The sequence below is a fragment of the Streptomyces sp. NPDC048481 genome (genome assembly GCF_043200075.1).
GTDB lineage: Bacteria > Actinomycetota > Actinomycetes > Streptomycetales > Streptomycetaceae > Streptomyces.
Window position 1 is genome coordinate 97,609 of record NZ_JBICXC010000002.1, and the last position, 26,703, is coordinate 124,311.

The window sequence follows — 26,703 nt, forward strand, 5'->3', positions numbered from 1 at the left end:
CTCGGTCCATCGCCAACCCAAAACACCTGACAGCCCGAGGCCACGAGCCTTTCAGCCACCCATTCCACTTGTTCCCGATGATACTTCCGTGCCGCACCGGTCGGTTCCGAGATGCCGTAAGCCAGCAGCACTCCATCACAGGCAGAGAAGGCTGATCCCATCTGCTGTCTAGCCTGGACCCATCCGGCTGGAGTTGCCCCGAGTGTCGATATGTCCGTGACGGCGCGTGAGGGCACGGCAAACAGGTTCCTGATCGTGAAAGTCTCAAAGCCAAGAAGGCCGCAAGCCAGCCCAAGCCGCGCTCTAGTGCGCTCGCCGCTCCCCAAGGGCGGATTGGCGAGGATACACAGTAGCTCCCGCCTCGGAAGCGCCTCGTCAGCGAGTTGCGTCATTCGCATACAAGATGTCGGCGATGCGAGTGACTTCGCTGTTACGGACATCCTCGGCGAGCTTGACCAGGCCGAGACTCATGAGGGTCTCGGCAACCTCTGCCGGGTCATCACATTCCGGGTGGAATGCGCGCACTAGGTCGAAGAGCTCGCCCCCTGGGTCAAAGGATCCGACGTTCATGTTCTGCCCGTCGCCGGCGCGCCCGAAGTCGCCTCCGCGTACCGGTTCAAGGTTGAGTCGGAGTGCGTAGGCCAGACCTAGGCGGACCAACTGCTGCTTCTCTTGGAATGGGAAACGGGCACTGATTTCGTCTCGAGCGATCTCAGCTCGGCCAGTGAGGGCAATGTTCACGCGCCCGCGCGTGACGGTTTCAGACACTGCGAAGCTCCTGGATATTGGTCTCGTGTGCGGACGCTCCTCGAGACAACTCGAACTCTGCCAGCATTCGACCTCGGAGCAGGTCTCGTGCAGTCTCACGGGGGAGCTCGCGCTCGTGAACCAGAAGGAACACCTGGGAACTGAGCTTGTCAAGGTTGGCGACGACGCCGTCAACATGGTGATCGTCGAGGCGCCCGAACGGGGAGTCCATGACGAGTGGCCCGCTGATAGGGGAACTGGCTTGCAGGCCGCCCAAGAGTGACAACGCGACTAGGTGCTCGTAGCCAGCACTCCGGTGCTTGACAGGGGTTCCAGATCGGTCAAGGATACGCAATCCGTAGGACTCATTTATCGCAAGCTTCACATAGTCCCTCTCGGATCGCATGCTCCGGAATAGTTCGGTGGCCTTCTCCTGGATAGTCTCCTTGAGCTGATCGCGATAGATCACGATCGCCTTCTGATAGAGGTCCGCGAGAGCCTCCGCAGTCCGCTGCCGCTCGTAGACACTCGGGTCGGCCTGGCCCGCCCCTGTCTTGCGGATCTGCTCGTCGAGCTTGGCTACGTTCTTCTTGGCCTGCTCGTACTTCTCCCACTCGTCCTTGTAAGCAGCCTTCGCTTGTCGCAGGAGAACGTTTACGTTCTTGGAGCGCTGAACAAGCTCGGTTAGCCCGGTGTCCTGTCCCTTCAGCTTGTCCTCGAAGTCATCGATATCTTCCTGGTAGTCCTCGATCTTCTGCTGCAGGTTCAGGTAGCCGTCTTCGACGGTTCTCAAATTGGCCCGAAGTTCATGCCCGCGGCCCGACTCGCGCAGCCGCTTGAGGCTCGCCTTGAGGGCCGCCGCCTTGTCTTCTTTAGCGCTCAGCTCACTAGAGTCTGAGCTCCGGAGGTGTTGCTCGAGAGCAGAGCGATTTTTGGCATTCAGACGGGACTCACACACCGGGCATGTATCCGCGCCCGTCGCCTCGTAATGACGGGCGAGGGTGGCCGCGAAACGCAGCTCATCCAGCTGCGCTTCGATGGCCTCCAACGCCTTGGTGTCCTGTTCGATGCGGGCCTCGATCGGTTCCACCAGCACCGCCCTCCACGACTCGGCGAGGAGCTTTTCAAATTCTTGCTTCGCCGCGTCGCGCTGCGCCTTTGCCTCCTTGAGGCGATTGAGAGTCTCATCGCGCCTGGCCTTGATTTCGAGCTTGCCTGACTGCTCCGCCAGCTGCTGGTCGAGCTGGGCCGACTCAGCTTCCAGATCTTTGGCCTTCTGGTCCTCCGCCTCATAGTTCTGGCGGAACGTACGGAGACGAGTCTGCTCAGTACCAAGAGTCTGGCCGAGCTTTTTCGTCTTCGAGTCCCGCTTCGCAGCAGCAGCGACCAGCTCGCCAGCCTGCTCAGCCACCCGAGCGCTATCTCGGGCTGCGTTCTCCAGAATGGGGAGTCCAAGGATACGTTCAATGGCATCGCGGAGAGTGGAACCTGCGGTGCTGTCGTCATCGAGGAGCTTCTCGTACTGGTCGAGGAGTTCTCCGTCGAACAGGAAGAACTGCTCAATCTCCCTGGGCATCAGCTCAGTCACCTTGCGCTCAGCATCGGCGGCGGTCAGAGCGACCGCATCACGAAGCAACGTGAGCTCAGTGGTGTATTCATCTCTCTTACTGATGAGGGAACGAGTGAGATCCCACTGCGCACCCTCCGCTTCGAACTCGAGGCGGACACGGCATCGAACTGGGTCGCCGGCCGCCTCCGCAAGGGCAACCTTGTTGGCGATGTCCTCGAGTGGAAGGGGGCGGGTGCTCCGCTTACGAACTTCACCGGTCCATGCCCAGCGGAAAGCATTGAGCAGAGACGTCTTTCCTTTGCCATTCCGGCCGTAGATGACGACTACGCCGTGCTTGTCGGGGATGTTGATCTCCTGCTCGCCTATGAAGACAAGGAAGTTCTCAACGGTGAGCTTCTGGTATCTCAAACCTCAACGCTCCTGTCCAGGTGCTCCTGGATAACGCGGGCCACGGCCTCCTGCGCGCGGGGTCGATCCTCCACGTACCGCTTCTCGATCTCCACGATGCGCTGAACCAGTACTGAATCGACGCTGTCGCCATAAAACTGTGAACGCACCGATTCGATCACTTGGGCAAGGTTGTCTCGCATGAGTTCTACTCCTACAGAAGTACGTGCGTTCACAGTGCTGCACGAAGTATGTGAAGCCACAGGCTAGTTGTCTGCCTCCTCGCCGGACCCGAGGAACCCATAGAGTGCATCGAGATCGCCGCCAAGTTCTACAACTAGCCGCTCCAGTGGGTCGCGAGCATCACTATTCAAGGCATCTCGGGCGAAGTTTCCCGCGCGAGCGAGCTCACCCTGAAGCAGCGACATACCCGAAGCTTCCTCAAGGGTCTCGGGCTGTAGAATCGCGTCGTAGATGGTGGCGAGGCTCTTCCCTTCGACCTTGCGCAGCACGCGCCCGCGACGCTGGATGAACTCTCGAGGATTCCTGGACGACGCCAAGATCAAAGCGTGGTCCGCGTTGGGGATATCGACACCTTCGTCCAAGCACTTAATCGAGACGATCACGCCACCGTTTTCATCAAAGTGCCGCAGCGTTGCAGCCTTATCTCCCGGCATGTCAGAAAAGTACTCATACGCATCGATCCCTGCGCCACGAAGCATTTCAGCAATATCCTGCATCTGACTCTTATCGTCGCAATAGACGAGCCAACGCTGCCCAGGCTTGTAGCTCTTGGTCACCACCAACCTAGCTAGGGGCGTCTTGCCAGCAGCCTTCTTAGCGATTCGAGCTCGCTGCATCGTGAGCATCCTGATGCGTTCCTGCTGACTGTTGGTGGCACCGCCAGGCAAGTCGTGGGACTGCGCGACGAGCCGTCCGATCTTTTTGCTCAATTCGTCCCATTGTTCCTGCTCTTGCGGGGTGAGCCGAACAAGCTGTGGATAGTAAAGGTAGTTACAGAGAGTGTCGGCCTTCAGGGCGTCCCTGAGCGTGTAGTGGTGGATGACCCCACCGAAGTAATCGAAAACCGCCAGGGTGCCTTCCGGATCTCCCGCACGTTCTGGCGTCGCCGATAGACCTAGACGCGCTGCGGCATCGATCTCCAGAATCTTCTGGTACGACACAGCGCCCAAGCGGTGAACCTCATCTCCGACGAGCAGGAGGCCCTTCGCGCGCGAAGCCTGGTTCACGAAGGGCCTTTGAGCTGCCGTGGGTGCAAGGGCAACCACCACGCGCTCCGAGGCAGGCCGCGTCAGCCAGTTGTGAAGCCTCGTCTTCCAGGCGGATTCACCGTCGCCGCACAGATGCACTCGGCGACCCGTGTCCTCAATCTGCTCCTTCCACTGGCGCGCAACCAATCGGGACGGGGCAATCACAAGAGCGGGCCCTGCGTGTCCGACGATCGCAGTGATGCCCGTGACCGTCTTACCTGAGCCAGTCGCGTGGGCAAGGATCCCTCGCTTACCGTGGCGCTCCCACTCGTTGAGTCCTGCGATCTGCTGCTCGCGGAGGGGGCGACCATCTGGCGCCGTACGGACGACGAGGAGCGGCTCCGTACCCACAGTGATCTCAGCTGCGAGCTCACGCCAGTCAACGCCTTCTGCCTGAGTTTCCAGCCAGTGCCGGAAGGGCGCAGGGAGAGCTAGGACTTCAACCCCGTCGCTCTTGCCGGCCCAAAGCTTCTCGAAACGTTCGGTAGATCGCTGGACCCTGATATTGTCATTGCGGCCCGTCCAGCTCGTCCACGCATCGAACGATTCGACGTTGCCGTCCGAGGCGATACCGAATCGGGTCTCGTTCAAGGACCCACGGAAGCCTATGCGTTGCCCATCCGCATCAGTGAATAGTCCCACCTTGTCGTGAAACATGCGCCGATCGTCGAGCGAGGCGTTGGCGACCCGAGCAAGGCGGATATCAAGGAATCTCTCTGAGATCAATGCGGCCAGTGCGAGCGCCGGCTTGCGGAGCTGGTCGGTGGCAAGCAACGCAGCAAACTCAGCCCGCAGCGCGGCAGCAAGGGAGTTGTCGTCGCGAGCTTCATAACCGCGTTCGATGCCCTGTGCGTCTTTTTCAGCGACTCGGGGCGAGCAGAGAATGCGGATCATCCCTCCGCGGTCCACAAAATCAGGCAACGCTTCCCAGTAGAGCGCCAGAGCGCTGCTGGCGAAGAAGCCCGTAATACGGTCGTAGGCGACGGCCTCACTTAGAGCACGCAGGTAAAATTCGCTGAGGATATCCTCCCTGTCGCTCGCATACTCCGGTTCGGGAGTCCATCCCGACTTGCCCCAGCCGCCACCGCTCACGAGATGAGCCTCTCGATTGACAGTTGCCAACGCAGCTCTAGCGCTTGCGGCAACGTGTCCGGACGTGACGCGACCACGGTCTCCGACTCGTCAGAGCCACGGAGCTTCCTCGTCTGTCGAGCGACTCCAAGAGACATCGCCTCTAACAAGGTGTCCTCCAGAATCTGGACTCCCTTGGAATGGGGGATGCCTTTCCCAATGTCGTGGGCGTCCGCGTCCCACAGGGCAAAGACCTCCAAGCTCGGGTTGTAACCAGCGAGGATGACGTATGCGTCGTCGGTGAGGTCAAAGTGCCGGCCCTTGTTGGGCAGGATGATCTGAATGCGGTAAGCACCCTGCTGCCGCTCCGAAGGATGTGTCGTCATCGTGTACAAGTAGACGCGCATGAGAGGAGGCAACGGAGCTGCTGCGCGCAGGTCGAACGGCCTCTTGTCAAGCTCCAGAGTGTAGCCAGAGCTGCAGCGGTCCGCGAGGGACGCGGCGAAGAGCCGGTTTGCATGGCGAGTGCCCGCACCAGCTCTGGACCGCATCACCATGGGTGCCAGTGTGCCCAACGACTCCGGAAACAGGGTGAAGTCATCCCCAGCGTGCACTGTCACGGCCTACTCCGCCGTGGCGTCTTCTGCCGCGAGCTTCGTCTTGTAGAACGCCTCGAACTCTGTGCGTGCGGCGTGTGCTTGATCCGCGAGCTTCCGCGCGTTGTTAAGCTGACGCTTCGCGTCACGGCGCGCTGCGGCAGCATCGTCAGCCCGCGCCTTTGCGCGCTCCACGGCAGCAGCCACAGCTTTCTCGGCGTTCGCATCGAGGGTTGCATCAGGATTCCACTCGGCTGCGAACTTAGCTTCCGCGAGGTTCTCGCCCGCACGCAGCAACTCTGCCTCGGCAGCCTCCAGAGCCGCTTCCGCAGACTCTACGGAAAGTGACACCTCTGCGACGGCAGACCGCGCGGCAGTGGTGACGAGCGGCTGGCCATCCTCCGGCAAAGACACCGTCCCTGTCCGTGCTTTCTCATAGAGGACCTGGGCATCCTGCGGGTTCATCCCCGGCAGAAACCGCATGATGGAGAGTGCTGCGTAATCTCGGCTGAGTTCGAACGAGCACCACTTGCGGCCAAGTTGTTCCGCGACCATCCCCGTGGTGTTCGAGCCCGAGAAAATGTCGACGACGACGTCACCGGGCTTGGTCAGGAACTCGATGAAGAATCGCGGAAGCTCGCTCGGAAATCGGGCCGGGTGCGATTTTATGTCAAGTGCGCGGCATAGTCGTAGGTAATTCGAGTTCGACTCCGTGTTGGAGACCTGCAACAGGTTCGGTGGGATGGAACCACCGTTATCGTTGCCGAAGTGCCTAGAAATCGAGTGCTCGCTGGGGCGAAGGGTTGCCTTGTAGTATCTTTCCGGGTCCTTGAGGAGACGCTCCATATTCTTCGAGTACGGCAGCAGCACCTGATTGACGTCAGCCTGCGGCCACTCAGTCTTCGAGAACCACCAGACCGTGTTTACGGCATCCTTAACCCGAATCCGGCGCTTATTCACCCACTCGAGCGGACTGGGGAGCTTCGCCGGGTTGTACCAGAAGAACTCCTCCGCGAGGTGGTACTCCAACTCGTCGACGAACTTCAGCAAGACACGGTATGGGTAGAGTGATCGAGTCGGACTGCCCTTGCGGTAAGCGTTGCCAATGTCAACGACGAGGCTCCCGGTTGACTTCAAGACGCGCTTTGCGGCCTCACCGAATTGAGCGAGCCAGTCGACATACGCCTCCTGATCTTCATTGCCGTATGCCTTCTTCCGCTGCAGGGCGAAGGGCGGGCTCGTGACGATCAAGTCCACACTCTCGTCGTCGAGGTCCTGGAGCAGCCTCAAGGAGTCCCCGTGAAACTGGGTACCGTGGGGTGTCGTGTAGACCTTCTGGTCGTCCGTGAAGCTGGTCAACGCATTCCTTGCCTCGGGTGTCCCTGTCCAACGTGCGTCCCGCGAGCGGAGATAGCATGCGCCTGCGGCCCCAGGCCAGTAGGTCCCAGCCTGAGTGTGCCCCCCCCGTGGCCACACCGCAGCCGAGGTTCCGCTCGGCAACTAGCTGACAATACACAACGCCCAGGTGGGCAGAGGCAGGGCTTCTCTAATTGCCCCATGATCATCGCCCCCTGACAGGCCACGGAAACGGCACTGCGAAGCAAGTTTCGACACAGTGCAGCACAGAGGGTGCTGGCCCTCACCCAGCACCTCGGCGCCGACAGCACTTACGACCGCCACCTTCATCAGGTGCGCATCTATCGCGGCCAGCACGACGGACCAAGGCCAACAAACTTCGGCGCCGCGCGGACTCGATGGGACACAATGCGCTCAGGCTGGCCGCGCTTCAGGGGCCGGTCCTAGCGACGCAGGAGAACACGAACAGAGTGGATGGGGCACGGGCGCTGCTGGCCGACTATGGCCAGTGGGCTAAGGACGACACCGCGACCGATGCGGAGAGATACGAGACGCTCGCCGAACTGGTGGCCGCTCTCCTGAACCAAGTCACCGACGATGGCGCCGTGCAGCGCCTTGACCTTGAGGGACTGCCCGGGCTTGGCTTCGAGTATGAAGGGCGGGACTACCTCCTCAGTCTGGCCATCGGCCCGACCGATGCCATGGGCCGGGCAGTGCTCGCCGCACGCCGATCGGGGCTGGAGTCCGAGCGATGGGCTCTGCTGTGGTGGACGGTCACGGTCACGCCCGAAGACGACGATTTGGACCGGGTCGAGGACGCCGTGCGGGCCTTCGGCGTGGTGCTGGACCGAACTCATCTGGACGCGGCCGTAGCCGGCCTACGGTCCCTTCCAGAGCTGATCCGCGACACCTTCCGGCAGCGTCAGACCCACGTCCCGCTCGCGGAGCTACTCACCGCCTCCCGCCCTCCGGACCACGTATGGACGATGACGCCTGCGGCGCGTCTGCGCCCGATGGTTCAGGTTGAGGTGCAGACCCAGGCACCTCTGACCGCTGAGCTGCTTTTCATGGGCCCGACTGTGGCGGATCCTCCTTCGGGCCTTGCAACTCTTTCGTGGCCTGGCGGGAGCAGCCTTCTGATCACAGGCGCGCACGGCGTGTCGGAAATTGGCGGGCGCGGCGCTGCGCGCTGGCGCCTGAAGCTGTCCGGATGCCACGGAAGCCCGGTTCTTCAGCCCGATGGTGAGCTGCTGGTGATGTGTGGGCCGGCGCTGGTCCGCTGGCACGACGGCGCCCTGACCGTCCTGGCCGGCGCCTTCGAAGAGGGAGCCCAACTGCTGACGGGACCCGGTGGGGAGCCGTGGGTGCTCTCCGGTTCCGGCGTCACCTTCAGCACCGGCGATGGAACGCTCGCTCTGACCCGCGTCGGCAGCGAGCTCGGCGACCAGCTGCGCTACCCCATCGCCTTCGAGGCAGCGGTCCGCTCGGCCGTCTGGCTGGATGGACGCCGCTTCTTCCTGGCCGCGGGCGGGAGTAGCGCCATAGTGGACCTAGGGCGCAGCACAGACGCCGGTCGGCGTGAGGACTGGATCCCGACGGCCGGCCACTACCCTGCGCACCTGCTGGCCGACGGGCACGGCGGCGTGCTCAGCGCCTCACCCGACGGGTCCGGCAACCACGTCCTACTGCACCGCACCCTCGTGGCAGAGCGCTCTGCTGAGACGGTGGCCGATCTCCGGCTCGCCCAGGTCTTCGGCCTCGCCCAAGCCGAGAGAGCCAATGGGCCTGTCTACCTGCTCGCTTCCCTGCCGGACCACGACCCGTCCCAGGTGCGTCCTGTCGTGGTCAAGCTCGCCGAGCACCGGCCAGCCGAAGAGTTCGGCCAGGGGGACCCCTCCGAAGATGGGGCACGGATGCAGGAGTACGGACTGGTGAGCGGCTCCGCCCGTGGGGAGAGGAAGGACTACCGGCTCGCCCGGCTGCCGCTGGCGGAGGGCGGGCAGGCCGAGGTTTTCGAAGCAATACACAAGGCATCGCGCGTGAGCGTGGCGTTCAAGCGCCGGCTGAGTAAGGGGTCACGGGAGCGCCGGCGCATGGCCCGGGAGATCGAACTTGGGCAGCGGTTAGGCGGTCACCCCCACGTGATGCCAGTGCTCGACTTCAGCCCGGACCACTCCTGGTTCGTGATGCCGATGGCCCGGGCCACCGCCGAGGACCTGCGCTCGGAGCTCCTGGCGCCGGGCAAGCTACGGGGCCTGGTGGACGCCGTCGCCTCGGCGCTCGCCGCAGCGCACGAGCACGGGTGGCTGCACCGGGACATCAAGCCATCCAACATCCTGTACCTGGAGGACCGATGGGTGCTGGCCGACTGGGGCATCGTGCGTCGCCCGCGTGGCCAGACCAGCGACCTCGGCGTCCTCACCAACGGAGCGATCGGAACCGAGGGGTTCGCCGCCCCCGAGCTGTTCAGCAGCGCGCACGAGGCCACCTTCGCCAGCGACATCTACAGCCTCGGGCAGGTCATTGGGTGGGTCCTGACCGGCACCTGGCCCCAGCCCAACGTCCCCCTGCTGCCAGCGCCGGGCCCCTGGTACGGGGTCGTGCGCCGGGCAGCGCACCGCGACCCCGAGCAGCGGCCGCAGAACATCACAGCCTTCCTCGACCTTGTCGAGAAGGAGACGGCTCCCGCTCCTGGCTTGCCGATCCTCCGAGGCCGACAACTGCTGGAAACAGCGGGCGGAGGAGATGGTGCGGCGGCCGACGACCTGATCGCTCTGGCAGCCGACCGGCCCGGCGATTACGAGCTTTACCTGGAGGCGGTCACCGCGCTCGACGTGAAGTTCGCTGACGTTGCACTGCTGTCCGACGTTCCCCGCGCCGTCGCGGTGGTCAAGGCCCTAGCCGCCCATGTCGCGGGCGACGAGCAGGGGCAGTGGCCGCGTTTCGGTGAAGCCGACCAGGCCATCTGGTGGCTGCAGAGCATCGCCTTCCTCGCCAGCCGTGAAAGGCAGTGGGAGCTCCTAGATGCCGCGACGGACAGCATGTGCGCCTGGGATGGCGCGTTCGACCAGTGGAAACCGCAGGACTCGATCAGGCGCTGGCTACGCTCCCTGGACGGGCAGGCCGCAACCATCGTTGCCTCAGTCCTCCGCCAGCATCCTCACAGCGCTTGTCATTTTCAGGAGCTCAGAAACGAGCGGGGCGTTGACGTGACGTTGCGCAGCGCGATTCACGCGGCTGTCACCGAGCTCGGCTGAGTTCTACTGCCGCAATGAGTTGTTGCTAAATGGGTGATCAAGCAGCAGGCGAGTTCGCGGAGTGCTGCTTGGATGTAGGCCCGTCGTCTCCAGCGGATAGGCAGGCAACGGAAGTCGCACAAGGCGAAACCGCGCTCGATCATCCATCGGTAGGTGCCCAGCCCGGGTGATCCCTGGCACGATGCCTCAGTCGCAGACCTGGCCGCGGTAGGCATCGTGGTCGTATCCGCGGTCGGCGAACAGCGACTCCGGCTTGTGGCGGGGCTGGCCCACCCGGCCGCGCACCGGGTAGTGAGGACCCGCCCTGCGAGCAGGTCCCGTGAGATGGCGCATAGCAGGGGCGGGAGATGAAGCCACTGGCATCCAGGCGTGGCGTCCCAGCTTCCTTCGGAAGCCCGTAAGGCTGTCATGGGATCCCCGAAGTGGCGGCTAGACTCCGCGGACCATCTGTGGACTTATCTCAGTCGATTGAGCATGTAGGGGGCCCTGACCAGCGAGATTGCCTGGTAGCTAAGCGGCCTCCGGAGCCGTGTGCGCAGGTTCGAATCCTGCCGGGGGCACACTGTGCAAGTGTGCCCAAGACCCCGTCACCAGCGGAAACGCTGAGGCCGGGGTCTTCGCGTATGTGCAGGCAGATGCAGCCCGGAGCGGCCGTATGTCGGCGTCTGTGGACGAGGCGTGGACGGAATCTTGAGGCATTCCCGCAGGTGGCGCAGCGCATCGAAGTCGAGCAGCCGCGCCGCTCGCTATCGTCGTCCCGGTAGTGGACGGCGTCGAGGGTGGGAAGACTGACGACCGCCGCCGGCGGGCAAATGATCGGACGAGGTGGGGGATCTCGTGGACGTGACCACTCTTGCAGTTGCGCTCATCGGTGTCGGAGGAACGCTCGGCGGAACTCTGGGCGGAGCCCTGCTCAGCCAGCGCGTCACCCGGGAGCAGAACCAGCGCGCCGATCGTGAACGGGCAGAGGACCGCCACGACCGCGCGCAGGAAGCCAGGCGGGATCTCTATGCCCGTTTGAATACCACGGCTCGCGCTTACCGGGTTGCTGCCCGAGACTCCGTCCGAGCTGCCGAGCGTGGTGAAACCGTCGAGCCGGCAGTCCTTGACACCGCCAGGGACGCTTGGTTGGAGCAATACTCTTCGGCACAGATGGCGCTGCCAAAGTATGTCCACGAGATTGTTTCGATCCTCAACAGGGCGCTCGGAGTCGGGTATTCCGTGGTCAAGCAGCTGCCGAACAGTCCTGACCCGGCCGAGGCGTACAGCCGTGCCAAAGCTTGGTTCAGCGGTCCAATGTCCGACGGGGTATATCTGCTGCGGGTCACTCTGCGCCATGACCTCGGTGTCGAGGTCGAGCCCGACTTCGAACGCACCTGCACACGGATACTCGCCGCGCTCGATTGGCGAGCGGAGAAACCTTGAACGCCTGCTCTCCTCCGAACAGACCCGGGCGACCCGGCCTGCTTGACGGGTTAAGGAAACGACGAGGCCCCTGGGCATCCCGCCACAGCCCTCAAACACGACCATGGTCATGTCGCCGCCGGCGGGACCTGGCTCCAAGCCTGGCGATGGCGTGCCACGCCGTACACCTGCTCGACCTGCTCGACCTGCTCGACTGTCAGCACCCCTGAGAGCGGCGCTAATGCTGCCACCTCACGCTCCCGGTACACGCGCACGCTGAGCTGCGTGGCAACCACCTTCAAATCAGTCACGCCCACGAAAACGAGCACCGGCTCCACTGGTACGGGAAAACCGCAGTATCGCTCAAGCACTCGGGCTACCCGCTTGGCCTCAGCCCTGCTCTTACGCGCATAGGGCGCCGGCTTTCCGTGATCCACCTTCACGGAGTCGTCGCCTACCCACACAGCCCTTTTGTGATGGTGTTTCGTGTTGATGCTGAACACGCCACCGGGCCCGATCAGCAAATGGTCCACGTCGACCTTGTCGGCCACGAGGATGGAATGCAGGACGCGCCAGCCGTGCCGCTCCAAGCGGTTCAGTTCGGCTCCCACCCGCTGCTCCCCCGCCAGGCCCTTCCGCCAGGAGTCCCACTCGGCGGGGCGCCGCAGGAGCTGTGCGACGACTCGCTTGATCAGGCCTGGCCCCGATTTGTCGAGCAGAGACTCACCGGGACGGTTGGCGGACAGGTCGTCGGCCGCCGTCAGAGGCGGCAGCAGCGGGGGCCCTTCGGCCTTGGGCGTCCTGGGCGTCCTCTGCGGCGCGACCGGTTCGGAGTTGTTCCGTAAGTGATCAGTCAGCACGGCGATCACGTCGTCGCGATACTCGGCGACCAGGACCGTGATGTCCCCCGTCTTCACATCCGCCCAACCGACCGCCGTGCCTTCAGGCAGGTTCGCGTACAGGCGATCATGTCCGTACCGCTTCCAGCGCGTGACCTTCAGCTCCACGAGTGCCCCCCTCGTCCGCTCTCGGCTCGAAGCGTGCGGCCCGCACCTGGCGTGCTTTTCCTACCGGTAGAAGACGGACACGCCGCCGTGGTGGGAGCAGGCTCCCTGGTGGTGGGCGGCGTAGGAGTAAGTGCCGTCCCTGCAGAGGGCCGTGGCGCCGTTGCCGTCGGAGCTGGAGCCGCCCGACGAACCGGAGCCGCCGCCGGACGACGAGCCGCCGGATGACGAGCCGCCGCCCGAGCCCGTGCCCGCCCCTGCGGCGTGCGCGGTGACGGTCACCTTGACCTTCACCGTTTCGGTCACGGTCGGTGCCGGCTTCGGTTCGGCGGTCTCCGTCGCCGTTGCGGTCGCGGTCGCGGTGACCGTTGCCGTCGCCGTGGTCGTGACCGTCGGGCGCGCCCTGTCGTTGGCGGCCGTCTTCGTCACGTTCGGGTTCTGGTCGTCGCCGCTCGCGCCTGCCAGGCCGATGATGAACGCGAGGCCCAGGGCGGGGAGGACGAAGCGCTTGCGGGCCCATTTGGGGGCGGGGCGGACGGGCGGCGGTCCCGGCGGTGGCTGGAACGGCGGCGGTTGAGGCTGGTAGTAGCTCACGGGGCCCCCTGTTGAAGTACGTGAGGGGTGAAACTACCTTCGGCGGCAGGTGGCATGTGAGGGATTCGTGAAGAGAGTGACTCAGTTGTGACCTCGTGTCTCCTCGGGCGACCTTGCGTCTTGCGCGCCTTCCGCCCGCTCGGGCCGGGTCGGCGTGCGGGGCCGCCGGTGGTCCGGGAGGCTGAAGTGACGTCTCACGGATGGGAGTCGTGATGCCTCCGGAACAGTGCAAGGCGGCCAGGGCCAAGCTGGAGCGGGCCAAGCAGCGACGGCAGGGGCTTCTCAGGGAGTTGACGGAGGACGAGGCGAAGCTCGCCCACATGAGGGCGCAGGCGCATCCGGACACCGCGGCGATCGAGGCCCAGGAGCGGATGGCGGCACTCACCCGCAGAGTCCTGGAGACGGCCGAAGAGGAGGTCGGCAGCCTCGAGGAGCTGGTGCACGCCCTGTGTGACGACCTGCCCTGAGTGGGGCGGGAGCGTCAACGTCCCCTGAGCGGCGATCCGTACAACCTCCTTCCCTGTTCGCAGGTCTGATCGGGAGGCACACGCATGTGTGTGCGTGTGCCTCCCGTCATCTGTGGCTTCTGTGCCGTCTGTGGCGTCTGTCGCGTCTGTGGCGCCTGGTTCGGTTTTGGTGCGTCCAGTGCGTCCGGTGCGTCCACTGCGTCCGGTGCGTCTCATTCATCTGGAAGGATTTCGTTGGCTTCCCCATGCTTCGCCCGACGGCGTTTCGGCTCCGTCGGCTCCGTCGTCGCCGCGTTCACCGTTCTCTCCGTGACGGTGGGGGCCGGGGCCCTCGCCCCGGCCGCCGCCTTCGCCGTCCCTGCGGTCTCCGCCGCCTCCGCCACTGCCGGCACCACCGGCCGGGTGGCTGGTCTGGCTGTCGGTGCCGAGGTCGTCAGCAGCGGGGACAGCGGGTATCTCACGTCCCGGGCCGACGATTCCGGGAGCGGGAGCACGCTTCTGGAGTGGCACAGGTACGCCGACGGCTCGGTGACGTCCGTCGGCGAGGGCGTCGTGGGGTACGACAGCGACTCCGACTTCGTCGTGACCGGCGACGGCGGCAGCACCGTGTTCCTGCGGGACATGCGGGACGTACCGGAGGGCGCCGCCTGGTCCGCTTCCTACGATCTCGCGGCCGAGTTCGGGCCCGGGGCGAAGCTCGTCGGCGTGGTCGGCGACGATCTGTTCGTGAAGGTTCCCGCGGCCGGCGGGGGCTATCAGGAGCTGTGGCAGCTCGGCCGGGCCGACGGCGTCGTCACGAAGACGAAGCGGTCGTCCAACCCCTACAGCATGGACTTCAAGGTCGTGGCGTCCACGGGCGACACGATGATCGTGCTGAGCAGCAACCGGGTCTTCCCCAGCTCGTCGACCTTCCGCACCGAGTACTGGAAGACGCGCACTCCCGTCGGCGGTGACGCGCCGGTCGAGTCGGGCAGCAGGATGAACATCGGTCCGTGGACCCAGGCCGCGACGGGCGCCCGCACCGCCGACTACGAGTCGTGGGTCGAGTACCGGGGCGGCGTCGCCGAACTCGTCGTGGACGGGACGTTCGTCCACCGGCGGTTCGCCATGGACAGCTCCATGAGCGGCGCCGTCGTCGTCGGCCTCATCAAGGACACCCTGCTGTACGGGGTGCCGGGCCGTGCCTCCGACGCCGCGACGTCGGGTCCGCTGTACGCGCGGAGCGTCACCGACCCCGCCGCCGCGCCCTACAGGCTTCTGGAGCACTTCTCCAGCGCGGCCCACGCCCCGGACGGCGGGCTGCTCGTGCGCGGGGCCACGGCCGACGCGGACGGGCTGTTCCGGATCCGGGAGGCGACCGGCGGTCTTCCGGCCGCCACGCTCGTCGAGGACACCGGGCGGCTCGCGCCCGTCAAGGTGACGGAGACGAAGGTCCCCGCCGCGGTGAGCCTGGAGAAGCCGGGCGCGGCGGTCGCGATGGAGTGGACCCTGTCGCGCGCCAACGCGTCCGTGGACCTCACGCTCACGCACACGGCCACCGGCAGAAAGCGCACCGAGCACCTGACCGGGCCGGTCTCCGGCAGCCGGTTCGCCTTCGCCTGGAACGGCGTACTGGACGGCGTCAGCGCCCCGAACGGCGCCTACACCTGGCAGGTCACCGCCACCCCGGCCGACGGCGTCGGCGCCCCGGCGACCGCTCAGGGGAGCCTGCGCGTCTCCCGTCAGGCCAACCCGCACGACTTCGGCGACAACGGCTCCACGGACGTCCTGGCACGGGACTCCTCGGGCGTGCTGTGGCGCGACGACCTCTTCGACTGGCCGTCGGACGGCGGCGGCAAGGTGACCACGGCCAAGAGGACGCGGGTCGGCACCGGCTGGCAGGGCTACAACCAGATCGAGGCCGTGGGGAACATCGCGGGCACCCCGACCGGCGACGTCGTCGCCCGTGACGCCTCCGGCGCCCTGTGGATGTACCAGGGCAGGGGCGACGGCGCCTTCGCGGCCCGTGTCAGGGTCGGCGGCGGCTGGCAGATCTACCAGAAGATCACCGGCGGCGGCGACCTCACCGGGGACGGCCGGTCCGACCTCGTGGCCGCCGACGCCGCCGGCGTCCTGTGGCTCTACAAGGGCACCGGCAGCTCGTCCGCCCCCTTCGCGCCCCGCGTGCGGGTCGGCGGCGGGTGGCAGATCTACAACCGGATCACCGCCGTCGGCGACGTCGCGGGCAGCACGGCCGGCGACCTGGTCGCCCGTGACGCCTCGGGCGTCCTGTGGCTGTACCAGGGCACCGGGGCGGGCAAGTTCAGCGCCCGCGTCCGGGTCGGCACGGGCTGGAACGCCTTCTCGCACATCGTCGGCGCCGGCGACGTCACCGCCGACGGACGCCCCGACCTGATCGCCCACGGCCCGAACGGCACCTGGGTGTACCGCTCGACCGGCTCGGCGACCGCCCCCTTCAGCCGGATGACGACCGACCTCTACACGGGCGAGGGCGGCAGGTTCAACGACGTCGTATGACGTCGTACAGGCGCGTCGTCGAGGGCCGTAACGTCGGGGGCATGGTGACTGCGACGGTCCGTGAGTGGCACGAGGACGACGGGTGGGGCGTGCTCGACTCCCCCGAGACCCCCGGCGGGTGCTGGGGCCACTACTCCCACATCCGGATGGACGGGTTCCGCACGCTGTCGCCGGGGCAGCGGGTGGATCTCACCTGGGAGGCTCCCGGCTTCCGGCAGGACGGGTTCGACTACCGCGCCCTGGCCATCGCGCCCCGGCCCGCCTGACGTTCCCCCCTGAGCCCCTGAGCCCTTGAGTTCCTGAGCCCCGGGGCTCAGGGGCGGCGGCGGGGGCGGGCGTTGCCCGTCAGGCGGGCCCGTCCTCCTGCTGCCAGGCGCGGGGCCAGTTGCCCGACGGCGGGGGCGGGCCGGCGATGTCCAGGTCGCGTCGGGCCAGGGCGTAGAAGGCGTCCCGCGCCCGGCTCACCTGCTGTACGGCCCTGGTCCAGCCCGCGGGGTCGTCCTTGAGACCGCGCGCGTACAGCTCGACGTTCCACACCGCCTCGTGCCACTTGCGCGCCGCGCCTATCGTCTCCGCGTCCCCGATCAGCAGCACGGACTCCCAGTCGGCCGCCCGCCGCACCTCGTTCTCCGCGAGCTGCGCCAGGCCCGCGTCGAGGTCCAGCGGGTCCGCCGCGTGCGGAAAGCCCCTCGCCGCGCCCATGCGCTGCGCGAGGCTCAGCTGCTGCTTCAGGATGTTGGCGTAGGAGGCGTAGGCCTCCAGCCGTTTCGCGTCCCAGCGTTCGGCCCGGCCGCGTCGCCACCGGTTCCGTTCCACGATGTTCGTCGCCACGTACGAACTCGCCGCTCCGACCACCACGCCCAGCAACGCCGGGACCTGTTCCCACAACGGCCGCTTCCCCCTCATGTCGCACGCCTCGCGCCCGCCCCTTCATGCGCAGGCTATGCCGGACGTCCGATCGCCGTACGCAGGACGCCGAACTGCCGTGCGCAGCAGGCCGGAACGGGTCGCCGTCATGCCGTGACGCGGTCCTCCGCCGGCGTCTGACGAGGCGTCAGACGATCCAGGTGGACGACGACGGTGCCGTGGAAGCGGTGCACCGCGTCGTCGACGCTGCGGATGAAGCCGGATTCGGCGTTGCCGCGGCTGCTTCCCATGCTCTTGAACAGGGACAGGCGGAAGCCGGTGATGCGGGTGTCGGACTGCTTGGGGAGCATGTCCGCGGGTTCGGGGCGAAGTCGTTCCAGCGTTCCCCTCGGCCCGCCGGTCTCTCCTTCGACGAGGGTTTCGACGTGCAGGTCCGCGGGCGCCTCCGCCAAGTGACGGACGAGGCGTTTGGCCCAGGTCAACGGGTAGCCCTGCTCGGGGGCGGGGATCTCGACGGAGGTGCGCAGCCTGCCGGTGCGCAGGTCGGCGGTGACCCCCAGGATTCCGGGTGCGCCCTCGATCCGGAGTTCGGCCTGGAGTCGCCCGTCGAGGCAGAGCTGGTCTGCCAGGCGGGCCCGGCGGGTGCGCGGATCGGCTCCGCGTCTGGCCCGCTGGACGGGCAGTACCTTCTGTCCGAGTTCGCCGCCGAGGCTGAGGCAGATCTGCCGGATGAGCCGTTCCCAGCTCTCGACGACCTCCAGGGCGCGCGGGTCGCCCTGGCACAGGGTCTCGTCATCGATCCCGTTGCGGACGGGCACCCAGGCCGCCCCCATGTTCTGGAAGCCGTGGCAGCCGGAGTTCTCGTGCCGCAGGTAGTGCAGGAGCTCCTGGAGCAGCCACGCGTGGGTCCGGTCCCCGACGCCCTCGTGCCGGATGAGCATCTGCGCCACGTGGGCGACCTCGGCCCAGGACAGGTGGCGCAGGGCGACCTTGTGCTTGCGCCGGCCGTCGGTCTTGACGTCGACGAGCGGGCTGCCCTCCAGCGCGACGTCGTTGGACAGCGTGATCACGGCCTCGTAGCCGCGGCGTGCGGCGATGTCCGCGTACGCCTGCACCTGTTCGGGCTTGAGGCCGTTGCCGTTGGTCTTGGTCTCGACGAGCGCGGTCCAGAGTTTCCCGGCGCGTTCGACGCGGATGATCCCGTCGGGGCGTCGCGGGGTGTCACCGTGCGGGAGGGAGACCTCCGTGAACGTCTCCATACGGCCCGCCGGCGCTCCGAACGCGGCCGTGAGCCTGCGGCCGAACTCCGGCACCTGCGCCATCACCGACAGGAGTACCGAGGTGGCCCGCATCTCGCGGTCCCGGTCGCTCTTGAGCGCCGACACCGGGAAGAGTCTGGCCTGTTTCCAGGAGTCGTTGTCGGCCAGGGACTTCCTAGCCGCCCGGGGCACGGTGACCTTCTTCTTCGCGGTGCGCGGCCGCGCCGCCCTCCCGGGCCTCCCGGCTTGTCCGGGCTGTCCGGGCTGATCGGGCTGATCGGGCTGATCGGGCTGATCGGGCTGATCGGGCTGATCGGGCTGATCGGGCTGATCGGGGATCCCGGCGTTCCCGGGCCGTTCCGCTTCCGGCCCGGCCGCGGGTGAGCGGGGAGCGGGCACCAGGCCGCCGGGCGTGAACCGCGGGTCCTGCTCGACGGCCGGCGCCCCTACGGCCGGTGCGGGCTGTGCGGTCCGTACGGCCGGTGCGGTCTGTACGGCCTGCGCACCGCTTCCGGCGGCTGCACCGGCGGGCTCGTCGGCCCGCGCCCGGTCGTCTCCCCCGTCGTCGTCGATGTCCACGCCGAAGTCCGTCGCCAGACCGACCAGTCCGGTGTCGTAGCCCTGTCCGACGGCACGGAACTTCCACTCGTCGCCGCGTCGGTACAGCTCGCCGAAGATGATCGCGCTGACCGTGCCGGGATCCTCGACGGCGAACACGACGAGGCTCTCGCCGCTCGCGTCGGACAGCGTGACCTTCAAGTCCTCCAGCTCGCCGAAACCGGCACCCTCGTAACGGCTCGCCGCCACGACGATGCGGTCGACGGCGGCGGGGACCGCGGTCAGGTCGAAGCCGATGCGGTCCTCGTCGCCGCTGTCCGTCGGTGTCTTGCCCAGCAGTTGCACGCTGCCGTCGGCGGCGACCGGGTTGTTGTAGAAGCAGAAGTCGGCGTCGCTGCGGACCTTGCCGTCGGCGTCCAGCAGGAGCACCGACACGTCGGCGTCGCCCTCGCCGGTCGGACTGACCCAGCTCAGCCCGGCGATCAGCGAACCCGCGTTGTCGCTCAGCGCGGCGAGCGCCACGTTCGAACCCTTGACCATCTCGTGCATGAAGCCCCCCAGAGCCCACGACGCCACCGGCGCCGCCGTTGCGGGCGTCCGGGCCGTCGGCCCGCCGCCCACCGAGCGCCACCCCCATGTGACGCACGGCACAGCGAACGACTGTAGTGCCTGGCGGCGGGGGCGGGGGCGCATCCGTCCCGGAAGAGTTCGACGGCCGGGGACCGGGCTCATCAGGCCTCCGTCGTCACGTATCTGACGACCCGTCGACATGACGGCGTCTTCACGGGGCACCCGGTCCGCACAAGCCGAAAGCAAGGAGCGCGTGACCCGTTCGGTCCGTGCAACCGACAACCGGGAGTGTGCAATGACGAGTTACGGCAGCTCTTCCGCCGCGTCCGCCGGATCACGCACCAACGGCCTCGCGATCGCCAGCCTTTGCTGCGGCATCGTCGGACTGTTCCTGCTGAACATCGTCCTGGGCCCGCTGGCGATCGTCTTCGGCGCCGTCGCCCGGCGTCAGGCGTCCGTGCGGAACGGGGCCGGGATGGCGAAGGCCGGCATCGTTCTCGGCGTCGTCGACGTGGTGCTCTGGCTCGTGCTGCTCGCCGTCGCCGCCAGCAACGGCGGGTTCAGCTGGTACGTGGGCGGCTGACGGCGCCCCTCACGCCTCCGTGGGTTCCAGGGGCGTGCGGGAGCGCACGCGGGCAGGCGGGTGTTCATGGGCAGGTGGGTGTTCATGGGCAGGTGCGCGTGCGGGCACCTGGGCGGGTGTGCGGCGGTGGGGTCGGCCGGGGGTCGGCTCCGCCGCCGTTTCCGTGTCCGGCGGCCGGATTCAGGTCCGGGCCGCGGTGCTCCGGCGGATCTTCAGTTCGACGGGGACCAGGGTCAGGGCGGGTCCGGCCGGGGCGGGGGTCCGCGAGGGGGCGGCGGGGTGCCGCGCGGTGTCCATGCGGTCGAGGAGCGTGCGCAGCGCGATGGTGCCGATGTCCGTGAAGGCCGTGCGGACCGTGGTCAGCGGGGGCAGGAAGTGGGCGGCCTCCGGGATGTCGTCGTAGCCGACGACGCTGACGTCCTCGGGGACCCGGCGTCCTGCCTCGTGGAGGGCGCGCAGCAGGCCCAGGGCCATCTGGTCGTTCGACGCGAAGACGGCGGTGACGGCGGGGTCCTCGGCCAGTGCGCGGCCCAGGTCGTAGCCCGAGTCGGCGCTCCAGTCGCCGAAGAGGGGCGCGTGGATCTCCGCCCCGGCCGCCTTGAGGGTGTCGTGCCAGCTCCGCGCCCTGCGGTCCGCCGACGACCAGCCCGCCGGGCCGGCGAGGTGCCGGACCGTCGGGTGGCCGAGGGAGAGCAGGTGCCGCGTCGCCTTGCGGGCGCCGGCGCGGGCGTCGGAGGTGACGGTCGGGGTGCCGTCCCCCAGGTCGTTGTCCATGACGACCAGCGGGGTGTCCGGACGGGCCTCGGCGAGCGCCCGGGCCACGCGGACCTGCGGGGCGATGGCGATGACGCCGTCCGCGCCCTCCGCCGACAGCCGGTCCGCGGCCTGTACCACCGTGTCCCGGTCCGCCGTGTCCAGGGCGATCGAGCTGACCAGGTAGCCGGCCTCCTGCGCCGCCGTGCTGATCGCGGTCAGGGTGGAGGCGGGCCCGTAGCGGGCCGCGTCGAAGGAGATCACGCCGAGCAGGCGGGTGCGGCCGCTGGCCAGTGAGCGTGCGCTGCTGCTGAGGCGGTAGCCCAGCGTGCGCATGGCCGTGCGGACCGCCTCCCGGGTCTCGGCGCGGACGGCCGGGTGATCGTGGAGCACCCGGGAGACCGTCTGCTTGGAGACGCCGGCCAGTTTGGCGACGTCGGGCCGGGCGGGGTGTCGGGCCGGGCACGGGTCGGTTGCGACAAGGACGCTTCGCCGCAGGCGGGTCGAGGGGACGGCAGCATGCGGGTACGAGCCGGGACCGTGACGGGGAACGACCACGCGGTCGCCGGCGGGACGGGGGCGAGGGCGGGATGCGAGACCGGAACAGACATCAGGACCGGGACCGGGGCCGGGATCAGGTGGGAGAGCGTGACCGGGGCCGCGACCGGGGCCTGCGTCGGAATCGGGGGCCGGATGGTGGGCCGGGGCGGGACCTGTACGTCGATTCTCTGCGTGCCTGGGCCATTCTGCTGGTCGTGCTCGGGCACTGGCTGATCACCGGACTGGTCCGGCGTGCGGACGGGGAGATCGTCGCGCCGGAACTGCTCGCGACCGTGCCCTGGACGCAGTGGCTCACCCTGGGCTTCCAGATCATGCCGCTGTTCTTCCTCGCCGGCGGACACGCCGCCGCCGGCTCCTGGGCGCGGGCCCGGTCGGCCGGCGGGACCGTCGCGGGGTGGGTGGGACAGCGGGCGGTGCGTCTGCTGTTGCCCGCCGCCGCGTACAGCGCTCTCGTGCTGTTCGCGGCAGGGGCGAGCGCCGGGCTCGGCGGGGACCCCGCGACGCTGGCGCTGGTGGGCTGGGCGATGGCCATGCAGTTCTGGTTCCTGCCGGTGTATCTGCTGCTCAGCGCCCTGACACCGGCGATGTACGCCCTCCATGAACGGTGGGGGGTGCGGGCCCCCTTGGCGACCGGCGTGGTCGCGCTCGGCATCGGCGCGTCGGTCGCGGCCGCCGGATCGCCGCGCCCCGGGCTCGTGGAGGCCGTCGGGGCGCTGAACTACGTCCTCGTGTGGGGGGTCGTCTACCAGCTCGGCTTCTGCTGGCGCGACGGTCTTCTGGGCGGGGAGGGACGGACGGCCGCGCCGGTCGCGCTCGCGGCGGGCGGTGGAGCGGCGTTCGTCGCACTGGTCGGGCCCGGACCGTTTCCCGTCAGTCTGATCCTGGTGACCGGGCAGGAGCTGAGCAATGCCGATCCGCCGTCGCCCGCCATGCTGGCGTGGGCCGTCGCGCAGGTCGGGGTGGCCCTGCTCGTGGCGCCGGTGGTGCGCCGGGTGCTGGAACGGGCACGGGTCCGACGGGCGGTGCGGGTGCTGGGCGCGGGCAGCATGGCGCTCTACCTGTGGCACATGCTGCCGGTGCTGATCGTCGCCGCCGCCTTCTACCTCACCGGCCTGGCTCCCGAGCCCGGCTACGGTTCCGCCGGGTGGTGGGCGCTGCGGGCGCCGTGGCTGCTGGTGCTGGGCGCCGTCCTGGCGGCGGTGATGCGGGCGCTGCGGCCGCTGGAGCGGGGGCTGTCCGGCGTGGAGGCGCGGGTGCGGCCGGTCGCGGGCCTGCGGGGAACGGCCTCGTGGGCGATGTGGGGCGGGGTCGGGACGAGCGTCTGCGCGCTGACGTACTTCGCGGGGCACGGGTTCGCGTACGGGGGCGCGTTCCCGGTGTGGCCCGCGGTGGGGCTGGGCACGGGCACGGTCCTCGTGTGCCTGACGCGCGGTACCGCCGTCTCCCCCGCCGTCGCACCTCACCGCCCGAAGGCTCCCCCGGCCGGTCACCCGGCCGGTCACCCGACCGGTAACCCGGCGGGTGGCTCAGCGGCTCACCCGGAGGTCCCCGCGGCCGACGGCCCCGACGGGCGCGGCGGGGCGGCCGGACCGAGCTAGGTCGCACGAGGCAGGTCAGGCCGAGCGTTTGCGGGCCGCGGTCTTCTTCGCCGGGGTCTTCTTCGCCGTCGCCGCCGTCTTCTTCGCGGCGGTCTTCCTCGTCGTGCCCTTGGCGCCCGCCGTGCTCTTCGCCGCCGTCGCGCTCTTCGAGGACGTCGACTTCTTCGCCGCCGACTTCCTCGGGGCCGACGCCGTCTTCTTCGCCGTCGACGTCGACTTCTTGCCGCCGGTCTGCTTCGGGGTGCCGCGGGCGGACTCGCGCTGCGGCAGGCGGCTCACCTTGGCCCGTGCCGACCGGGAGCCGGAGTCCGGCCCGCCGTCGCCGTCCCCCTCCGTGTCCGAGTCCGCCTCCGCGTCCGCCGCGGACCCCGTCTCCTCGCCCCGCGACTCCTTGGCCGCCCGCACGCTCTTCTCCAGTGCCGCCATCAGGTCCAGCACCTTGCCGCTGGACGGCGCGCTCGGTGCCTCCCGGGGCGTCTCGCCGGCCGCCTTCGCCGCCACGACCTCCTCGACGGCCTCGCGGTACTCGTCGTGCAGGTCGTCCAGGTCGACCTCGCCGAGGGTGTCCATGAGGGCGTCCGCGAGGTCGAGTTCCTTGTCGCGGACGGTGACGGAGGTGTCCGGGGCGACGCCCTCCGGCGCACGGACCTCGTCCGGCCAGAGCAGACCGTGCATGGCGATCGCGTCGCCGACGACGCGGAGCATGCCGAGACGTTCACGGCCGCGCAGGGCGTATTTGGCGATGGCCACCTTGTGGCTGCGCTTGAGGGCCTCCCTGAGCAGGGTGTAGGGCTTCGCCGCCGGGGCGCCGCCCGCCTGGAGGTAGTAGGCGGCGTCCATCTGGAGCGGATCGATCCGGTCGGCCGGGACGAAGGCCACGATCTCGATCGTCTTCGCGGTCGGGAGCGGCAGGTGGGAGAGGTCCTCGTCGGTGATCGGGATGATGGTGCCGTCCGCGTCCTCGTACCCCTTGCCGATCTCGGCCGAGCTGACCTCGCGCTCCTCCAGCTCGCACACCTTGCGGTAGCGGATGCGGCCGCCGTCCTCGGTGTGGATCTGGCGGAAGGAGATCGAGTGGCTCTCGGTGGCGTTGACCAGCTTGATCGGGATGCTGACGAGCCCGAACGAGATGGCGCCGTTCCAAATGGATCGCACGTGCAGCACCCTCCCGAGTGAGCGTTATGTACCGGTTTCGTGTGATTCTCATCGTATGACGCCGATCACCGAGGTGGAGGGGCGGCGGCTCGCGCTCAGCAATCTGCAGAAGGTGCTGTATCCGGCCACCAGGTTCACCAAGGGCGAGGTGCTGCACTACTACGCGACCGTCGCCGACGCCCTGCTGCCCCATCTGCGCGACCGGCCGCTGTCCTTCCTGCGCTATCCCGACGGGCCCGACGGCCAGGTGTTCTTCGCCAAGAACGTGCCGCCGGGGACGCCCGAGTGGGTCACCAGGGCCGAGGTGCCGCGCTCGGAGGGGCCGGCGCGGATGGTCGTCGTGCAGGATCTGGCGAGCCTCGTCTGGGCGGCGAACCTCGTCACCGAGTTCCATACGCCCCAGTGGGTGATCCAGGAGCAGGAGACGGCCGACCGGCTCGTCCTCGACCTCGATCCCGGCGCGCCCGCGACCGTCGTCGAGTGCTGCGAGGTCGCGCTGTGGCTGCGGGAGCGGCTGGCGGCGGACGGCATCGAGGCGTACCCGAAGACCTCCGGGTCGAAGGGGCTGCATCTGCTGGCGGCGGTGCGGGGGGCGTCGTCCGAACGGGTCACGGAGTACGCCAAACAGCTGGCCGTGGAGGCGGAACGGGCCGCTCCGCGGCTGGTGCTGCACCGGATGACGCGGAGTCTGCGGCCGGGGAAGGTGTTCGTCGACTGGAGTCAGAACGCCGCGCGCAAGACGACGGCCGCGCCGTACACGTTGCGGGCCCGCGCCGAGCCGACCGTGTCGGCGCCGGTGACGTGGGAGGAGGTCGAGGCGTGCCGGTCGCCCGGCACGCTCACCTTCCTGGCCTCGGACATCGCGCCGCGGTTGCAGGACTTCGGCGACCTGCTGGCGCCGCTGACCGACGCGCGGCGCGCGGGATCGGTGCCGGACCCCGGGACCGGTTCCTGACGCCGGCGGCGCTCCCCGGCGGGGCGCCGGCTCCGCACGGTCTCCGCGGTCTCCGCGGTCTCCGCGGTCTCCGCTCAGACCCTTGCCCAGGTCCCCCGGTCCCGGGCCATGGCGTGCAGGGCCTCCACGTCCGCCGGCTTGAGCACGCCGCCCAGCCGGGCCAGGCCGGGCAGGCCGGCGTCGGTGAGGATGCGGGTCGCCCGCGGGGGCGCGGTGACGGTGACCTCCGCCGGGCCCACGAGGGCCAGCACGGGGTGGACCTCGGCCGTCAGCGCGTAGGAGGCGCGGTCGGCGTCGGCGCGCACCCGGCGCAGCAGGGGCTCGGGGGCGCGGCGGCCCAGAGCGACCATAGGGTCGGCGATCCGGACCCGCTGCCTGCGGGCGTGGACGGCGTGCACGGCGAACAGTCCGGCCGGGCCGACGGCCAGGTGGTGGACGCGGTCGCCGCCGGGCAGCGGCACGGAGTGCAGCGTGTGCCAGCCCGCGCCGTCGAGCCGGTCGAGCGCCTCGCCGACCGTCTGCTCGGCCGCAAGGGCGCGGCGGCGCGGGTCGGTGCGCAGCCGGTGGGCGGGGGGCGGGTCGCGTTCCAGGTCGATCAGCAGGGCCTCGCCGGGACGGTTGGGGGCCAGGTCGTCGTCCGGGTGGAGGGAGAGGCGGGCCAGCTCCGCCGGGGTCGGCACCGGGGGCGGGCCCACGGTGACCGGGCCGGTGACGAAGGACCGGAGAGCCTCCAGGACGTCGTCCCTGCGGTCGTCCCGGATGAGATTGATCCTGGCCGCCTCACGGTCGTACCAGGCGATGTTGCTGCCGTCCGTGAGGCAGACGTAGAGCCGTTCCTGGCCATGCCGCGAGACCGGTATGACGCGCAGTCCGTTCATGCACCATCACCCCTGCGACCATGGGACCAGGCGGGGTGCTCCGGGGGCAAGAAGGCGGTTACCCCCGGCGCGAGTTGGGCAGGCACTGGGCAGCGCGTTTGGGGAGGCGCCGTTGCGGACCCGCAGGAAGCAGCCCGACGTACCTGTTCCGGACCGTCCGTGGAGCGAGATCGTGCCCGGCCTGTGGATGGGCGGCCACGAGTTCCGGGGGCCCGGCGGAGAGCGGCGGCCGGCCGTGGTGCGCGGCGAGTTCGATCTCGTCCAGACGCTGACCCGGGAGCGGCCGGACCACGGGCCCGACCCCGGCGTGCGCCATCAGGTGTGGCCGATCCCGGACGGGCCGCTGGACGGGACCCAGCTCGCGGGGGTGATCCGGCTGGCGCAGGCCGCGGGGGACGCGCTGGACGAGGGCCGCGCGGTGCTGGTGCGCTGCTACAGCGGTTACAACCGCTCGGGCCTGGTTGTGGCCCACGCGTTGACGGAACGGGGGCACTCGGCCGACGGGGCCGTTCGGCTGATACGGTCACGGCGCTCGCCCTGGGCCCTGCACAACGAGCTGTTCGTGGAGTACCTGCGGGCGGGACTGCCCACGGCCAGGCTGCTGGAAGAACTGGCCGAGTAGGCGGACGGCGGAGCGAGGCGGACGGCGTACGCGAGGTGGGCGGCACCCGGGCGGGCGCGCCGGCGGACGGACCCGAGGGGCGGAACCCCGGACGGTCGGGGGA

The 26,703-nt window shown here is 68.5% G+C and carries 22 protein-coding genes and 1 pseudogene; 9 read left to right on the top strand and 14 right to left on the bottom strand.

Going from position 1 to position 26,703, the window contains the following annotated elements:
- Positions 1 to 375 precede the first annotated feature (375 nt).
- From ACGFSH_RS06715 to ACGFSH_RS06740, 6 genes are all read right to left on the bottom strand, one after another.
- Positions 376 to 768, bottom strand: coding sequence for a hypothetical protein (locus ACGFSH_RS06715; protein WP_393345665.1), 393 nt, complete (start codon positions 766 to 768; stop codon positions 376 to 378).
- Positions 761 to 2,725, bottom strand: coding sequence for an AAA family ATPase (locus tag ACGFSH_RS06720; RefSeq protein WP_393345667.1), 1,965 nt, complete (start codon positions 2,723 to 2,725; stop codon positions 761 to 763). Before ACGFSH_RS06720 ends, ACGFSH_RS06715 begins: the two co-directional genes overlap by 8 nt.
- Complete coding sequence (locus ACGFSH_RS06725) at positions 2,722 to 2,907, bottom strand: hypothetical protein (RefSeq protein WP_393345669.1); 186 nt, start codon at positions 2,905 to 2,907, stop codon at positions 2,722 to 2,724. Before ACGFSH_RS06725 ends, ACGFSH_RS06720 begins: the two co-directional genes overlap by 4 nt.
- Before the next feature lie 63 nt (positions 2,908 to 2,970).
- Positions 2,971 to 5,067 (bottom strand): DEAD/DEAH box helicase family protein, encoded by a 2,097-nt coding sequence (locus tag ACGFSH_RS06730; protein ID WP_393345671.1) that lies wholly within the window; start codon positions 5,065 to 5,067, stop codon positions 2,971 to 2,973.
- The gene (locus tag ACGFSH_RS06735; RefSeq protein WP_393345673.1) at positions 5,064 to 5,603 is read right to left on the bottom strand and encodes a hypothetical protein; all 540 of its coding nucleotides are present in this window, start codon (positions 5,601 to 5,603) and stop codon (positions 5,064 to 5,066) included. The genes ACGFSH_RS06730 and ACGFSH_RS06735 overlap by 4 nt, the downstream gene beginning before the upstream one ends.
- A gap of 66 nt (positions 5,604 to 5,669) precedes the next feature.
- Positions 5,670 to 7,001: a DNA-methyltransferase gene (locus ACGFSH_RS06740; RefSeq protein ID WP_393345675.1), complete on the bottom strand. Its 1,332-nt coding sequence runs from the start codon at positions 6,999 to 7,001 to the stop codon at positions 5,670 to 5,672.
- A 467-nt stretch (positions 7,002 to 7,468) separates the two neighbouring features.
- On the opposite strand from ACGFSH_RS06740, the gene ACGFSH_RS06745 reads away from it, so the two are divergent.
- A complete protein-coding gene (locus ACGFSH_RS06745; RefSeq protein WP_393345677.1) occupies positions 7,469 to 10,255 on the top strand; it encodes a protein kinase in 2,787 nt (928 codons plus the stop codon).
- Here ACGFSH_RS06745 and ACGFSH_RS06750 read toward each other — a convergent pair.
- Positions 10,228 to 10,543 (bottom strand): annotated as a pseudogene (locus ACGFSH_RS06750) (hypothetical protein); the annotation flags it as partial. The gene ACGFSH_RS06745 and the pseudogene ACGFSH_RS06750 overlap by 28 nt on opposite strands.
- A 549-nt stretch (positions 10,544 to 11,092) precedes the next feature.
- Between ACGFSH_RS06750 and ACGFSH_RS06755 the strand changes: the two are divergent.
- A complete protein-coding gene (locus ACGFSH_RS06755; RefSeq protein ID WP_393345679.1) occupies positions 11,093 to 11,680 on the top strand; it encodes a hypothetical protein in 588 nt (195 codons plus the stop codon).
- Between the two features lie 107 nt (positions 11,681 to 11,787).
- Here ACGFSH_RS06755 and ACGFSH_RS06760 read toward each other — a convergent pair whose 3' ends face one another.
- Together ACGFSH_RS06760 and ACGFSH_RS06765 are read right to left on the bottom strand one after the other, a co-directional pair.
- Entirely contained in the window at positions 11,788 to 12,666 is an 879-nt protein-coding gene (locus ACGFSH_RS06760) for a nuclease-related domain-containing protein (RefSeq protein WP_393345681.1), read from the bottom strand.
- Between the two features lie 60 nt (positions 12,667 to 12,726).
- Complete coding sequence (locus ACGFSH_RS06765; protein ID WP_393345683.1) at positions 12,727 to 13,257, bottom strand: DUF3761 domain-containing protein; 531 nt, start codon at positions 13,255 to 13,257, stop codon at positions 12,727 to 12,729.
- A gap of 212 nt (positions 13,258 to 13,469) precedes the next feature.
- Here ACGFSH_RS06765 and ACGFSH_RS06770 point away from each other — a divergent pair, with 212 nt between their 5' ends.
- The 3 genes from ACGFSH_RS06770 (at position 13,470) to ACGFSH_RS06780 (ending at position 16,507) form a co-directional block, all read left to right on the top strand.
- Positions 13,470 to 13,724, top strand: coding sequence for a hypothetical protein (locus ACGFSH_RS06770; protein WP_393345685.1), 255 nt, complete (start codon positions 13,470 to 13,472; stop codon positions 13,722 to 13,724).
- A gap of 234 nt (positions 13,725 to 13,958) precedes the next feature.
- Positions 13,959 to 16,241 carry an FG-GAP repeat domain-containing protein gene (locus tag ACGFSH_RS06775; protein ID WP_393345687.1) on the top strand — a complete coding sequence of 761 codons (2,283 nt, stop codon included), beginning with the start codon at positions 13,959 to 13,961 and terminating at the stop codon, positions 16,239 to 16,241.
- Between the two features lie 41 nt (positions 16,242 to 16,282).
- Positions 16,283 to 16,507, top strand: coding sequence for a cold-shock protein (locus ACGFSH_RS06780; protein ID WP_393345689.1), 225 nt, complete (start codon positions 16,283 to 16,285; stop codon positions 16,505 to 16,507).
- 79 nt (positions 16,508 to 16,586) lie between these two features.
- On the opposite strand, the gene ACGFSH_RS06785 is transcribed toward ACGFSH_RS06780, so the two are convergent.
- The gene (locus ACGFSH_RS06785; protein WP_393345691.1) at positions 16,587 to 17,147 is read right to left on the bottom strand and encodes a hypothetical protein; all 561 of its coding nucleotides are present in this window, start codon (positions 17,145 to 17,147) and stop codon (positions 16,587 to 16,589) included.
- 107 nt (positions 17,148 to 17,254) lie between these two features.
- Entirely contained in the window at positions 17,255 to 19,474 is a 2,220-nt protein-coding gene (locus tag ACGFSH_RS06790; RefSeq protein ID WP_393345693.1) for a TerD family protein, read from the bottom strand.
- Positions 19,475 to 19,790: 316 nt separating this feature from the next.
- Between ACGFSH_RS06790 and ACGFSH_RS06795 the strand changes: the two genes are divergently transcribed.
- Positions 19,791 to 20,078, top strand: a complete 288-nt coding sequence (locus tag ACGFSH_RS06795) for a DUF4190 domain-containing protein (protein ID WP_329413559.1) — start codon at positions 19,791 to 19,793, stop codon at positions 20,076 to 20,078.
- A 180-nt stretch (positions 20,079 to 20,258) separates the two neighbouring features.
- On the opposite strand, the gene ACGFSH_RS06800 is transcribed toward ACGFSH_RS06795, so the two are convergent.
- Entirely contained in the window at positions 20,259 to 21,329 is a 1,071-nt protein-coding gene (locus ACGFSH_RS06800; RefSeq protein WP_393346925.1) for a substrate-binding domain-containing protein, read from the bottom strand.
- A gap of 257 nt (positions 21,330 to 21,586) precedes the next feature.
- Here ACGFSH_RS06800 and ACGFSH_RS06805 point away from each other — a divergent pair, with 257 nt between their 5' ends.
- Positions 21,587 to 22,990 (top strand): acyltransferase, encoded by a 1,404-nt coding sequence (locus ACGFSH_RS06805; RefSeq protein ID WP_393345695.1) that lies wholly within the window; start codon positions 21,587 to 21,589, stop codon positions 22,988 to 22,990.
- Between the two features lie 15 nt (positions 22,991 to 23,005).
- Here the strand turns inward: ACGFSH_RS06805 and ACGFSH_RS06810 are convergent, their stop codons facing one another.
- The gene (locus tag ACGFSH_RS06810) at positions 23,006 to 24,154 is read right to left on the bottom strand and encodes a Ku protein (RefSeq protein WP_393345697.1); all 1,149 of its coding nucleotides are present in this window, start codon (positions 24,152 to 24,154) and stop codon (positions 23,006 to 23,008) included.
- Between the two features lie 46 nt (positions 24,155 to 24,200).
- On the opposite strand from ACGFSH_RS06810, the gene ligD reads away from it, so the two are divergent.
- Positions 24,201 to 25,100, top strand: coding sequence for a non-homologous end-joining DNA ligase (gene ligD, locus ACGFSH_RS06815; protein ID WP_393345699.1), 900 nt, complete (start codon positions 24,201 to 24,203; stop codon positions 25,098 to 25,100).
- 74 nt (positions 25,101 to 25,174) lie between these two features.
- Here the strand turns inward: ligD and ACGFSH_RS06820 are convergent, their stop codons facing one another.
- The gene (locus ACGFSH_RS06820; protein WP_393345701.1) at positions 25,175 to 25,978 is read right to left on the bottom strand and encodes a nuclease-related domain-containing protein; all 804 of its coding nucleotides are present in this window, start codon (positions 25,976 to 25,978) and stop codon (positions 25,175 to 25,177) included.
- Positions 25,979 to 26,090: 112 nt separating this feature from the next.
- On the opposite strand from ACGFSH_RS06820, the gene ACGFSH_RS06825 reads away from it, so the two are divergent.
- On the top strand, positions 26,091 to 26,600 hold the full coding sequence (locus ACGFSH_RS06825) for a protein phosphatase (protein ID WP_393345703.1): 510 nt from the start codon (positions 26,091 to 26,093) through the stop codon (positions 26,598 to 26,600).
- The last annotated feature ends 103 nt before the right edge of the window (positions 26,601 to 26,703 follow it).

Coding starts and splice junctions, on each gene's coding strand:
- ACGFSH_RS06770 (WP_393345685.1), top strand. CDS start 13,470: ATGCCTCCGGAACAGTGCAAGGCGGCCAGGGCCAAGCTGGAGCGGGCC.
- ACGFSH_RS06725 (WP_393345669.1), bottom strand. CDS start 2,907: ATGCGAGACAACCTTGCCCAAGTGATCGAATCGGTGCGTTCACAGTTT.
- ACGFSH_RS06735 (WP_393345673.1), bottom strand. CDS start 5,603: ATGGTGATGCGGTCCAGAGCTGGTGCGGGCACTCGCCATGCAAACCGG.
- ACGFSH_RS06795 (WP_329413559.1), top strand. CDS start 19,791: ATGACGAGTTACGGCAGCTCTTCCGCCGCGTCCGCCGGATCACGCACC.
- ACGFSH_RS06780 (WP_393345689.1), top strand. CDS start 16,283: ATGGTGACTGCGACGGTCCGTGAGTGGCACGAGGACGACGGGTGGGGC.
- ligD (WP_393345699.1), top strand. CDS start 24,201: ATGACGCCGATCACCGAGGTGGAGGGGCGGCGGCTCGCGCTCAGCAAT.
- ACGFSH_RS06790 (WP_393345693.1), bottom strand. CDS start 19,474: ATGCACGAGATGGTCAAGGGTTCGAACGTGGCGCTCGCCGCGCTGAGC.
- ACGFSH_RS06785 (WP_393345691.1), bottom strand. CDS start 17,147: ATGAGGGGGAAGCGGCCGTTGTGGGAACAGGTCCCGGCGTTGCTGGGC.
- ACGFSH_RS06820 (WP_393345701.1), bottom strand. CDS start 25,978: ATGAACGGACTGCGCGTCATACCGGTCTCGCGGCATGGCCAGGAACGG.